This window comes from Aeribacillus sp. SP014 (assembly GCF_054055575.1).
The window spans coordinates 1323391-1336442 of sequence record NZ_JBSRXI010000001.1; the positions used below are offsets into that span (position 1 = coordinate 1323391).

At 39.4% G+C, this 13052-nt stretch carries 8 protein-coding genes; 7 read left to right on the plus strand and 1 reads right to left on the minus strand.

Annotation, left to right across the window (positions count from 1 at the left end; genetic code table 11):
- Positions 1-275: 275 nt before the first annotated feature.
- The 7 genes from hsdR (at position 276) to ACVIJU_RS06630 (ending at position 11866) form a co-directional block, all read left to right on the plus strand.
- On the plus strand, positions 276-3521 hold the full coding sequence (hsdR, locus tag ACVIJU_RS06600; RefSeq protein WP_456687411.1) for a type I restriction-modification system endonuclease: 3246 nt from the start codon (positions 276-278) through the stop codon (positions 3519-3521).
- On the plus strand, positions 3522-5003 hold the full coding sequence (locus ACVIJU_RS06605) for an N-6 DNA methylase (protein WP_456687412.1): 1482 nt from the start codon (positions 3522-3524) through the stop codon (positions 5001-5003).
- The gene (locus ACVIJU_RS06610; protein WP_456687413.1) at positions 5000-6463 is read left to right on the plus strand and encodes a restriction endonuclease subunit S; all 1464 of its coding nucleotides are present in this window, start codon (positions 5000-5002) and stop codon (positions 6461-6463) included. Before ACVIJU_RS06605 ends, ACVIJU_RS06610 begins: the two co-directional genes overlap by 4 nt.
- Positions 6464-7016: 553 nt before the next feature.
- Complete coding sequence (locus tag ACVIJU_RS06615; RefSeq protein WP_311067074.1) at positions 7017-8117, plus strand: NAD(P)-dependent alcohol dehydrogenase; 1101 nt, start codon at positions 7017-7019, stop codon at positions 8115-8117.
- Positions 8118-8171: 54 nt separating this feature from the next.
- The gene (locus tag ACVIJU_RS06620) at positions 8172-9650 is read left to right on the plus strand and encodes an aldehyde dehydrogenase family protein (protein ID WP_117017590.1); all 1479 of its coding nucleotides are present in this window, start codon (positions 8172-8174) and stop codon (positions 9648-9650) included.
- Positions 9651-10110: 460 nt separating this feature from the next.
- Positions 10111-11267, plus strand: a protein-coding gene (locus tag ACVIJU_RS06625; RefSeq protein WP_456687414.1) for an IS3 family transposase whose coding sequence is annotated in 2 segments (ribosomal slippage) — positions 10111-10372 and positions 10372-11267 — 1158 coding nt in all. Because the reading frame shifts where the segments join, the coding sequence is not laid out codon by codon here.
- A 218-nt stretch (positions 11268-11485) separates the two neighbouring features.
- A complete protein-coding gene (locus ACVIJU_RS06630; RefSeq protein WP_117017351.1) occupies positions 11486-11866 on the plus strand; it encodes a VOC family protein in 381 nt (126 codons plus the stop codon).
- Between the two features lie 65 nt (positions 11867-11931).
- On the opposite strand, the gene ACVIJU_RS06635 is transcribed toward ACVIJU_RS06630, so the two are convergent.
- On the minus strand, positions 11932-12975 hold the full coding sequence (locus tag ACVIJU_RS06635) for an LLM class flavin-dependent oxidoreductase (RefSeq protein ID WP_456687415.1): 1044 nt from the start codon (positions 12973-12975) through the stop codon (positions 11932-11934).
- Between the last annotated feature and the right edge of the window lie 77 nt (positions 12976-13052).

Here is a 13052-nt window from a genome sequence, read left to right on the forward strand (position 1 = left end):
CTCCTTTCTCTAAGATTTTTGGCCAAATCAGAGAATACCCTACCTTTTTCTTTTGGTCTAGCCAAATGCTTGACACAAAATTTTAATACATCATCCAAGCTCAAGCATCTGAAAGGATCGGATTTGAAATTGTCTAGTATTTTTAGACCCATTCATTTTTACACAATTATACGGACTCAACTCTATTAAATAGATGTATGACTGGAAATAATATATATTGTAAAATTTATGATAAAATAGCACTATATACATGTTCTTATGGGTGAGGTGTGTATATGTCGCAAAATTTTCGCTTTTTAGAAGAAAAATGGGAAGTTCTCGCCCGTGTTGGGGAAACGGCAGAACGAAATGTCTATCAAAATCCAAATGTGGCGATAAGTGAGCTTAGAAAATTTGCTGAAACTATAACAAAATATATTTTAGCGTTAGAAGAAATAAAGGAAGAACGCAGAACTGATCAACAGGAGCGTCTGAGAATTCTTTTTTATGAGCAAATTCTGCCGAAGGAAATATATGACTTATTTACGGTCATTCGTTTGAAAGGGAATCAAGCGGTACATAATCCGAGCTATGGTGAAGTAAATGAGGCAAAAGCTTTATTGCATATGGCGTTTCGAATTGCGGTTTGGTTTATGGAAGTGTATGGCGATTGGTCATTTCAAGCTCCAGAATATATCGAACCGACACCGCAAACATCTATATCAGAAGATGAATTGAACCATGTAGTTAAGTCATACGAAGAAAAGCTTGCTCATTTGGAAACAGAGCTTGAGAAGATACGCAAAGAACAGCTATATATTAGCAATGAAGAGAAACAAAAACGACGTGAGTACTCACAACGCGCCGTTGCCAACTTTGAATTGACGGAAGCAGAAACCCGTATTCTTATTGATCAGCAATTGCGTGATGCTGGCTGGGAGGCTGATTCAGAAAAGCTGCGTTTCTCAAAAGGAGTTCGTCCGGAAAAAGGAAAAAACATGGCGATTGCGGAGTGGCCTTTAAAACATGGTTACGCTGATTATGCTTTATTTATTGGCAACGAGCTAGTAGGGATCATTGAAGCGAAACGTGCTAGTAAAGATATCCCATCTGACATTGAGCAAGCAAAAGAATATGCAAAACTTGTTGTTCGGCATGGTCATGAAGTGATCCATGAGCCATGGGGAGATTACTATGTTCCATTTTTGTTCGCAACCAATGGCCGCCCCTTTTTAAAACAGCTAGAACAAAAGTCAGGCATTTGGTTTTTAGATGCGCGGAAATCAACGAATCACCCCCGACCACTTCATGGATGGTACACTCCTCAAGGACTGAAAAATCTATTAAAAAAAGATACAGAACGTTCGGAACAATTTTTGCGTGATGAAAAATTTGATTATCTTAAATTACGAGACTATCAAGTCAAAGCCATTCAAGCGGTCGAAAAAGCATTGAAAGAGAAAAAACGCAGCATTTTAATCGCAATGGCAACCGGAACAGGAAAAACAAGAATGGCGATTGGTCTCATTTACCGATTGCTCAAAGCAAAGCGTTTTAATCGTATATTATTCCTTGTCGACCGAAAAGCTCTTGGAGAACAAGCGGAAAGCGCTTTTAAAGAAAGTAAGCTGGAAAATTTCCAAACGTTCACTCAAATTTATAGCTTACAATCGTTATACGATCAAAAACCAGATGATGAAACGAAAGTACATATCGCTACCGTACAAGGAATGTTAAAACGCATTTTCTACAACGAGAAAACAGAAGACATACCATCGATTGATCAATATGATTGCATTATTGTCGATGAAGCCCATCGAGGCTATACACTAGATAAAGAGATGAATAACATAGAAATTGAAATAAGAGATCACAATGACTATGTAAGTAAATATCGAAAAGTACTTGATTACTTTGATGCCGTTCGCATCGGTTTAACAGCAACTCCTGCGCTGCATACAACAGAAATTTTTGGACCACCGGTTTTCACTTATTCTTATCGTGAAGCAGTCGTCGATGGATATTTAGTCGACCATGAACCACCGTATCAATTTGAAACGGTATTAAAAAAGGAAGGAATCACTTGGGCCAAAGGTGAAACAGTCGACGTATATGATACGGTTTCCGGCACAATTTCACAAGAGTACCTTGAAGATGAAGTGAATATTGAGGTTGCACATTTTAATACAAAAGTTATCACAGAAAGCTTTAATCGTGTTATTATACGAGAGTTGACGAATTATATTTCTCCGGACGATGAAGGCAAAACATTGATATTTGCAGCGACAGATGATCACGCAGACTTAGTCGTACGTCTTTTAAAAGAAGAATTTGAAAAAGTATACGGTGAAGTCGAAGACAATGCGATTATGAAAATTACAGGCTCTATTAAAGATCCATCAGGTGCGATTCGACGCTTTAAAAATGAAAAATATCCAACTATTGTTGTGACGGTGGATTTGCTAACGACAGGTGTCGATGTTCCAGCAATTACAAATCTCGTCTTCTTGCGCCGCGTTCGCTCGCGGATTCTTTATGAGCAAATGCTAGGACGAGCAACGAGAAGATGTGAAGAAATCCGAAAAGATCACTTTAATATTTTCGATGCGGTTGGAATCTATGAGTCTTTAAAACCATATACAAGCATGAAGCCTGTTGTCACTCGACCAAATATTTCACTGACTCAATTAGTAGAAGAATTAGAAGGTTTAGAAAAAGAAGAACACCTTCAGCATCAACAAGAACAAATTATAGCCAAAATCCAACGAAAAAAACGCCAATGGTCAGATAAGCAGCACCAAGACTTTAAAGTATTATCTGGTGGAAAAACAGTTGATGAATTTATAGATTGGGTAAAAAACTTGAATCCTGCTGAATTAACTGGGCAATTAAAAGAGTATATATCGATGTTCCGTTATATGGATGAAAATCGCTATCGGGAAAATAAACAATATATTTCCACGCATGAAGATGAACTTATTGGAGTTAAACGCGGATATGGAAATGCGGAAAAACCGGATGATTATTTACAATCATTTGGAGAGTTTATCCGAAACAATATGAACAAAATCCCTGCGCTAATGATTGTATGTCAACGTCCAACTGAATTAACGAGAGAAGAGTTAAAAAAATTGTTGCTTGAATTGGACCAGAAAGGTTTTTCCGAGAAAAAATTACAAGCAGCTTGGCGCGAGGCGAAAAATGAAGACATCGCAGCGGACATCATCGCCTTCATCCGCCAGCAGGCTTTAGGCGATCCGCTTATTAGTCATGAAGAACGAATTAAACACGCCATGAAGAAAATTTACCAAATGAAAGCGTGGCCGCCTGTGCAAAAGAAATGGCTGGAACGTATTGAAAAGCAATTACTGCAAGAATCTGTTCTTCATCCGGACCCTGAAAAGGCTTTTGAATATGAACCTTTTAAGAGCCGTGGAGGCTTTAAACAATTAAATCAAATTTTCGATGGACAATTAGCACAAATTGTTCGCGAAATTAATTATAATTTGTATAACTATCACCAAAAGAAGGAGCAAGCGTAGATGAACAACAGAGAAATCGTCCAAAAACTATGGAATTTATGTAACGTTCTTCGTGATGACGGCATTACGTATCACCAATATGTGACAGAGCTAACGTATTTGCTGTTCTTAAAAATGATGAAAGAAACCGGTCAAGAATATATGATTCCTGAAAAATATCGTTGGGATTCGTTAGTAGAAAAAGACGGGATCGAACTTAAAGAGCATTATCAACAGCTGTTGCTTGATTTAGGAAAAGAGGAAAATGAATTATTAAAACAAATTTATACAGATGCGACATCTAATATTAGAGAACCAAAGAACCTAGAAAAAATTATTCAATCGACCAATAACTTAGATTGGTACAATGCGAAGCAAGAAGGATTAGGGGATTTATACGAAGGGCTGTTAGAAAAAAACGCGAGCGAAGTGAAATCGGGAGCGGGGCAATATTTTACGCCTCGCGTCCTTATTGATGTTATTGTCGAACTTGTCAATCCTCAGCCGGGCGAACGCTGCCATGACCCTACTGCGGGAACATTCGGCTTTATGATCGCGGCAGATCGCCATGTTCGTAAACAAACCGATGATTATTTTGACTTATCTCAAGAAGAAATCGAATTTCAAAAATACAAGGCATTCTCAGGAGTAGAGCTTGTCAGAGACACGCATCGTCTAGCGGTCATGAATGCGTTGCTTCATGATATTCATGGGGAAATCTTGTTAGGCGATACCCTCTCTTCACTAGGTGAAAGTTTGAAAAATTTTGATGTGATTTTAACGAATCCGCCTTTTGGAACAAAAAAAGGCGGCGAGCGGGCAACACGAACTGACTTCACCTTTACAACATCGAACAAACAGTTGAATTTCTTGCAGCATATTTACCGCGCTCTCAAGGCAAACGGCAAAGCTCGTGCCGCGGTTGTCCTTCCAGATAACGTCTTGTTTGAAGGCGGGGTAGGAGCCGACATTCGCCGCGACTTAATGGATAAGTGTAATTTACATACAATTTTACGCTTGCCAACTGGCATTTTCTATGCCCAAGGAGTGAAAACGAACGTTTTATTCTTCAACCGCGGGACATCAGATGTCGGCAACACAAAAGAAGTATGGGTGTACGATTTACGCACGAACATGCCTTCCTTCGGCAAACGGAATCCGCTAACGAAAGAACATTTTGAAGGATTTATCAAGGCTTATACGGCAGAAGATCGCAGCCAAGTCAAAGACGAGCGCTGGAATGTGTTCACACGTGAAGAAATTGCGAAAAAAGGTGACAGCTTGGATATTGGTTTAATTGCTGATGAATCCTTGTCCGTCTACGAAAACCTGCCAGACCCAATCGAATCTGCAGAAGAAGCGGTGGAAAAATTAGAACTAGCGATTTCGTTACTAAACGAAGTCATTGCCGAGTTAAAAGCTGTCGAACAACCGAACACCTACCAAACAGATTCTAAAGAAATGCTAAAAGTCGCAGAAACATCTGAGGTGCTTGAAAAATGAGCAAAAAGAAACAAAAATCGATAGAAGAACTACTAGAAGAAGCATTAGTGCCGGAAGAAGAACAGCCTTATATAGTTCCAAAAAATTGGGTTTGGACTAGAACTGGTATTATACATGAAATAGTAACTGGGGCTACTCCATCTAAAAAAAATAATGAGTATTATGGTGGAAACTTTCCATTTGTTAAACCCGGAGATTTAGATCAGGAAGATTCGGTGATAGTAGCTTCTGAATATCTTACTGATAAAGGTAAAGAGGTAAGTAGAATAATTCCAAAACACTCAACATTAGTTTGTTGTATAGGTTCGATTGGAAAGACTGGATTTAATTTAGTAGAATGTACTACAAATCAACAAATAAATTCTCTAATTCCGAATAAAAAAGTAATTTATCCGAAATACACATACTATTTTTCATTAAGTTCTACTTATCAAAATTTATTATTGAAATCTTCTTCATCTACAACCGTATCCATAATAAATAAAAGTAAAATGTCTAAACTTCCATTTGCGCTTCCGCCATTAAACGAACAAAAACGCATTGCTGAGAAGGTCGAGAGGCTTTTTGTGAAAATTGATGAAGCGAAGCGGTTGATTGAGGAAGTGAAAGGGTCGTTTGAACTTCGCTGGGAAAGCATTTTAGACAAGGCATTTCGAGGAGAGTTAACTAAAAAATGGCGGTCTAAGAGCTCAATCATTAAAAGTGCTGATGATATTTTTAAAGAAATTCAAAATGTCTATAAAAAAAAGAACAAAAGAGATGAATACGAAATTAATCCACCTTTTCCAATCCCTCAAAATTGGAGATGGGTTAGATTAGGTGATATTGTCGATATTAACCCAGCTAGGAAGAAATTAGAGGATATTGAAGATATTCAAAGTTGCTCATTTATTCCTATGCCTTCTGTAAATGATAAAACAGGTGAAATAGAAAATCCAGAGATTAGGAAGTATGCTGAAGTCAAGAAAGGTTATACATTTTTCCTTGAGAATGACATTCTTTTTGCCAAAATAACTCCATGTATGGAAAATGGAAAAACTGCCATTGCTCATAATTTAATAAATGGTTTTGGATTTGGATCAACTGAGTTTCACGTGATTAGAACAAACCCTTATATTAACACTAAGTTAATATATTACTTACTCCGATCTAAAAAATTTAGGATGGAAGCTAAAAAGGAAATGACAGGAGCAGTAGGTCAACAACGTGTACCTAAATCATTTTTAGAGAATTATTTATTTCCATTGCCACCAAAAGCAGAACAAGACAAAATTGTTGAGTTATTGGATCATTTGCATGTTAAAGAAGTCGAAATTAGTAAAATAGAGGCATTAGAAGGAGAAATAGATTCACTACGTCAATCTATCCTAAACAAAGCCTTCCGCAGCGAGCTTGGTACAAACGATCTAACCGATGAACATGCCATTGATTTATTAAAAGAAGTGTTAAAATCTAAATAAATCATTTGTGTAAAAGCTCACTCAGTGATTATGGAGTGAACTCTTAGAAAAATTCCAGTAATTCCCCCCGCTTCCAAAGTTGAAGCGATAAACTTCTTATGTGATTAACAAAGTAAACTGTCAACAATCAAAGATTGGAGTTTAAATAAGGTGTATTTGTGCAATGGATATTTGTTTTACAAGATTATCCATTATAATAACAATAGCATATTGTTAAGGCATCTCAGAGGATAGTGAAAACTTGAGGTGCCTTTTTGTTTTACAAATTATTATCATGATGATTGAGCGGATTGTTCGGTATTAAATTTAAATTATATGAATTTAACTTAGATGTGACCATGGAATACTAATATCACGCGTGATTTTATTTACAAAAACGAAATTTCAATTAAGGGATTTAAAGAATTAATGGAACGATTTTTAGAACTAAAAGAAAATGAATGAAAAACAAAAATTTAAAGATAAAATAATAAAATTTTTAAAACAAATATCTCGAATTTATATTAAATTTAAAGAAAGCGTTTACAAAATATTTTATTAGGAGGGACTGCCGGTGTTAACAAAAGCTGCTGTTACTTATGGAAAAGGAGAGCCTTTCAAAATTGACACGATCACGATTGATGAGCCGAAAGATGGCGAAGTTTTAGTCCGTATTAAAGCTGTGGGGATTTGTCATACGGATTTAATCGTCCGCGATCAATACTATCCTGTTCCACTCCCGGCCGTATTAGGACATGAAGGGGCTGGAGTTGTTGAGAAAGTCGGAAATGGTGTAACAAGTGTCCAACCTGGTGACCATGTTGTTTTATCGTTTAGCTCATGTGGAGAATGTGCGCAATGTTTATCAGGCAATCCTTATGCTTGTCAAAAGTTTTTTGAATTAAACTTTTCAGGAAAAATGAAAGACGGAACATGCCGCTTGCATAAAGACCATCAAGATATCGCCAACTTTTTTGGACAATCCAGCTTTTCGCAATATGCGGTTGCTTCAGAAAGAAATGTTGTAAAAGTTCCCAAAGATGTACCGCTTGAAATTTTAGGACCATTAGGATGCGGTATTCAAACGGGAAGTGGAGCGGTTTTAAATAAATTGAAACCAGAAGAAGGTTCAAGCATTGTTATTTTCGGTTGTGGCTCTGTTGGTTTGAGTGCACTTATGGCTGCAAAAGTGGCGAATTGTACAACCATTATTGCGGTTGATCTTCAAGATAATCGGTTACAGTTGGCGAAAGAATTAGGTGCCACTCATACGATCAATCCTAAAAACGTTTCTAATGTGGTGGAAGAAATTAAAGCCATTACAGGTGGAGAAGGCGTTAACTATTCTGTCGAAACAACGAGCATTCCTGCTGTGCTGCGTCAAGCGGTAGATTGTTTGGCCACATTAGGAAAAGCAGCAGTCATCGGAGCTCCTCCAGTTGGAACAGAGGTAAGCTTAGATGTGAATACGATTTTATTTGAACGTTCGCTTACGGGAGTATTATTAGGTTCAGGCGTTCCGCAGCTTTTTATTCCAAAACTTATCGACCTATATAAGAAAGGGAAGTTTCCTTTTGATAAATTGATTAAATTTTATACGTTGGAAGAAATTAATCAAGCTAGTGAAGATTCTGAAAAAGGAATAACGATTAAACCGGTATTAAAAGTTTCATAATGCTGAACTTTTTTGTTTGTAATATTCGAAATATTTAAAAAGGAGGAATAGTTCATGTCTGAAGTAAAAGCAGTTGAAAAATTTTCTGTGTGGAAGAAAATGCCTATTGGTGGTGTGTGGAAATATGGCTCCAGCAATAGAGAATGTGTTGTGACAAATCCATATAATAACGAAGTGCTTGTCACCTTTAACTATGCAAGTAAAGAAGATATCAATGAAGCGTACGAAACTGCACAAAAAGAGCAAAAGAGCTGGGGACAAACTTCCGCATATGAACGTATTCGTGTTTTAGAAAAAGTTGCACAGCTCATCGAGGAAAAAAGAGAAGAAATTGTGGAAATTCTCGTGAAAGAATCCGGGAGTACAAAGTTAAAAGCAAATGTTGAGGTGGATTGCGCCATTGCGGATGTGAAAGAAGCAGCAAAATATCCGTTACAAATGGAAGGCTCGATTCGTGAATCTCTCATTCCAGGGAAAGAAAACCGTGTTTATCGTGACCCAATTGGAGTAGTAGGAGCGATTACGCCTTGGAACTGGCCATTCTATTTAACCATTCGTGTTGTTGCACCGGCTATTGCAACAGGAAATGGTGTAGTACTAAAACCAGATTCTCAAACACCGATTTCAGGCGGACTCATTATTGCGGAAATTTTTGAAGAAGCCGGGCTTCCGCAAGGGGTGTTAAATGTAACAGTGGCTGATCTTGAAGAAATTGGTGATTATTTTGTTGAGCACCCAATTCCTGAAGTAATTTCTTTCACAGGGTCAACAAAAGCAGGACAGCATGTCGGGGCTTTAGCTGTGAAAAATCTGAAAAAACCTGCACTTGAATTAGGTGGAAATAACGCCTTCATCGTACTTGACGATGCCGATGTTGATCAAGCGGTATCTGCAGCAGCATTTGGCAAATATATGCATTCAGGTCAAATATGTATTGCGATCAATCGGATTATCATCGATCGAAAATTGTATAAACCGTTTGTTGAAAAATTCAAAGAAGCCACTAAGGCCATAAAAGTTGGGGATCCGTCCGAAGATGGCACAGTTATTGGCCCTATTATTAATAAAAAACAAGTGGATCGAGCAATTCAGTTAGTAGAACAAACACTTAAAGAAGGTGCAACATTAATTCATGAAGGAAAAGTGGAAGGAAACTTAATTTATCCATATATTTTAGGCGATGTGACAAATGACATGGCAGCTGCGCAAAATGAAGTGTTTGCCCCAATAGCGGTCATCATTCCTGTTGATAGTGAAGAAGAAGCGATTGAAGTGGCAAATGGAACACCGTTTGGATTAAGTGGGGCTGTATTCTCTGGCTCATTGGAACGAGGCATTCATGTAGCAAGAAAAATTAAAACAGGTATGATTCACGTAAACGATCAATCGATCAATGTAGAACCGAATGTTCCGTTTGGCGGAGAAAAATATTCAGGTTTAGGACGTTACTGCGGCGAATGGGCTATTGATGAATTTACAACTGTTAAATGGGTTTCAGTTCAAAAACAACCTCGTCAATATCCATTTTCATAATGCTTCTTCATCATGACATATTCTAACAATTTATACCCTTTTGTATCATGTGCGAAATATTGCACATGCTGCAAAAGGGTTTTCTTTTGACAAGCTTAATTTAGGAATTACTCCATTCATGATCGCAACGCAAATAGTTAAATACTTAATTTCTCAAAAAAGACATCACACCCGCTTTCAGTTACGATGATCGAGAACATCAAGTTTAATTCTGGGAAACTATTTTGTCCCATCTTCGCTTTTCCGCAGGCTTCGTAAGATCCATGAACGGCTTTTACGAGTTCGTTTCCACCTTCGATTTTCAGTCTCAGTCAGAGGTGTCTTGAGGAGGTTCCTGGATTTGTTTCAATATCAGCTAGCTTATTGCCCATCACAACGTTTCGAAAAGCTTTTTGATGTTAGACTAAAAAGTAGACACAGATTATTATAGTAATAATAGACTGAAAAATGAGGTGTCTACATGACAAAAAAACAAAGGCGGTACGAGGAAGACTTTAAGCGTCAAACTGTTCGTTATATTTTGGAGGAAGCGAAATCCGTTGCACAAGTGGCTCGTGAGCTCAAAATTAACGAAAATACTCTTCACGGCTGGATGAAAAAATATAAGCAAGAACCTGAAATAACAGAAACCCAAACGTTTCGATCCGAAGACCACGAAGTTCGTGAACTGAAGAAACGTATTCGGGATCTGGAGGAGGAAAACTCCATCTTAAAAAAGGCGATGCACTTCTTCGCGAAAGATCATCGGTAAAATATTCATTTATCCATGAGCATCGCTTCGATTACCGATTGGAGAAGATGTGCGAAGTATTGAAAGTTTCTCGAAGCGGTTATTATAAATGGCGTGATCGTCCCAAAAGTGCTAGACAAGAGCGTCGAGAAGAATTGACGCAGGAAGTGCGTCGTGTGTATATCGAATCTCGCCAACTGTATGGGAGTCCAAAGGTTGCCAAAAAGCTTAATCATGAAGGCATTAAGGTTTCACAGAAGACGGTTTCCCGCATAATGAACAAAGAGGGAATGAAGTCTCGTACCGTGAAAAAGCATAAGGCTACCACTAACTCAAAACATAACCATCCGGTCCACGAAAATGTCTTAAACCAACATTTTACTGTTACGAAACCAAATGAAGTATGGGTAGCTGATATCACATACATTCCAACGGATGAAGGTTGGCTTTATCTAGCTAGTATGATGGATTTGTATTCAAGGAAAATAGTCGGCTGGCATATAGACTGTTCCATGAAAAAGGAGCTAGTGTTAAGTGCTTTAAAGCAAGCCTATCAGCGTCAACAACCACAGGGTTCTATCCTCCATCATTCTGATCGAGGGAGTCAATATGCTTCAAATGACTATCAAGCTAAGCTAATGGAATACGGAATGAAATGTAGCATGAGCCGCAAAGGAAATTGTTATGACAACGCTTGTATTGAATCATTTCATGGGATAATAAAAAAAGAACTAATCTATCAGACTCGTTATAAAACAAGGGAAGAAGCAAAAAAGAGCATATTTGAGTATATAGAAATATTTTACAATAATAAACGTATTCACTCCGCAACAGAGTATTTTTCACCATCTGAATACGAACGTATGTACGACAAAAAGGGAGCTTAATGAGCATATTAATAGAATAGTTAGACCCGAAAATTTACCTTTAAAAATAATTAGGACAACGTCGTAATTATTTTTAAAAGGCCACCAAGCGATAGCGCGGTAGCTGCGAAAAAAAATCTATAAATTTTTGTGTCTACTTTATTGACCTAATATCAAATTGATGAGACGCTTCTGGGCAGACAAGCTGGAGCAAATTAAAAATTATTTGGAGGGGCGCAATGAATAGATACAGTCATATCGATTTAAGAGTAAATTCATGGGAGAAAGTGCGCACGTTTTATGAGAATCTTCTTCCTGCATTGGGTTTTACCCGCACTTTCCATTCGGAAACATGGAAAGTGTTTGCAGCGGAGGGAGAGCTTCCGAGCGTTCCTTATTTCGCTATCACGGAAGATCCCAATCATAAGCCAAACGAGAATTTGATCGGGTTTTGGGCGCATGACCGGGAGGAGGTGGACCGGATTGCAGAGCTTGTAGTTCGATATGGGGGCACCATCGACAGCGGCCCCTGGCAGTTCCCGATCAGCCCGACTTATTATGCGGTTTATTTTCAGGATCCTTGCGGAAACAAGTATGAAATGGTCCACCGATTAAATTGATTCAGCACCAGTTGTTGCCCAGCCGAAACCTTTTCTTGCTGCTAGCTTCTTTTAGCGGATATCGGTTACGGTTTCCGATTTGTGCGGGCAATTTCCCGCTTGACGGCCGGTGCCACTTTAGTACCCAGCAGTTCGATGGCACGCAACACTTTTTTGTGCGGCAGCGTGCCGACGGTCAATTGCAGAAGGAAGCGATCGTGGCCGAAAATTTCATGCTGGAACAAGATTTTTTCGATCACCTGCTCAGGGCTGCCGACAAAATTGGCGCCCCGTAAGGAAAGAGAGAACTCGAACTGCTCCCGGGTCAATGGCGGCCAACCGCGTTCCCGTCCCAGCCGATCCATCATCGTTTTAAACGCTGGAAATGCAATGTCAGCTGCTTCCTGCGACGAATCGGCGATAAAACCATGTGAATTGATACTGAGGTGTGGCGTTTCGTGCCCCGCCTTTTGCGCTGCCTCCCGGTGTAATTGAGCAAAGGGCGCGAACCGTTCGGGCAGACCACCGATGATGCCCAGTGCCATCGGAAGACCGAGCATGCCTGCACGGACGGCCGACTCCGGGGTTCCTCCAACGGCTATCCAAACCGGAAGCGGATTTTGCAGGGGCCGCGGATAGATCCCTAGATTGTCCAGCGACGGACGATGCTTTCCCGCCCATGTGACCCGTTCGGATTCTCGCAGCTTGAGCAGCAGATCAAGCTTTTCTTCAAAAAGCTCGTCATAATCTTTCAGGTTGTAGCCAAAAAGGGGAAAGGATTCGATAAACGAACCGCGGCCGACCATGATTTCAGCGCGGCCTTGAGTGAGCAGGTCCAAGGTGGCAAATTGTTGAAACACCCTCACCGGATCGTCAGAGCTTAAGACGTTTACTGCACTGGTCAACCGAATGCGTTTGGTGCGGGTCCCGGCAGCGGCAAGCACTACCGCTGGAGCCGATACGGTGTAGTCGGGACGATGATGTTCACCAATGCCGAACACATCCAGTCCGACTTGATCGGCTAGTTCAATTTCCTCCATCAAGTTTTGCAGCCGTTCCCCCGGGCTGATCAATTGACCGGTTTCCGGATCAACCGTCCGTTCTCCAAATGTGTAAATGCCGATTTCCATCCGTTGGCCCCTCCTTTGATTACTGTTCGTTCATACCGATGTTAGATTTATCTTACCCTATTTATTCGACGCCAGGC

Coding starts and splice junctions, on each gene's coding strand:
- hsdR (WP_456687411.1), top strand. CDS start 276: ATGTCGCAAAATTTTCGCTTTTTAGAAGAAAAATGGGAAGTTCTCGCC.
- ACVIJU_RS06605 (WP_456687412.1), top strand. CDS start 3,522: ATGAACAACAGAGAAATCGTCCAAAAACTATGGAATTTATGTAACGTT.
- ACVIJU_RS06610 (WP_456687413.1), top strand. CDS start 5,000: ATGAGCAAAAAGAAACAAAAATCGATAGAAGAACTACTAGAAGAAGCA.
- ACVIJU_RS06620 (WP_117017590.1), top strand. CDS start 8,172: ATGTCTGAAGTAAAAGCAGTTGAAAAATTTTCTGTGTGGAAGAAAATG.
- ACVIJU_RS06630 (WP_117017351.1), top strand. CDS start 11,486: ATGAATAGATACAGTCATATCGATTTAAGAGTAAATTCATGGGAGAAA.
- ACVIJU_RS06635 (WP_456687415.1), bottom strand. CDS start 12,975: ATGGAAATCGGCATTTACACATTTGGAGAACGGACGGTTGATCCGGAA.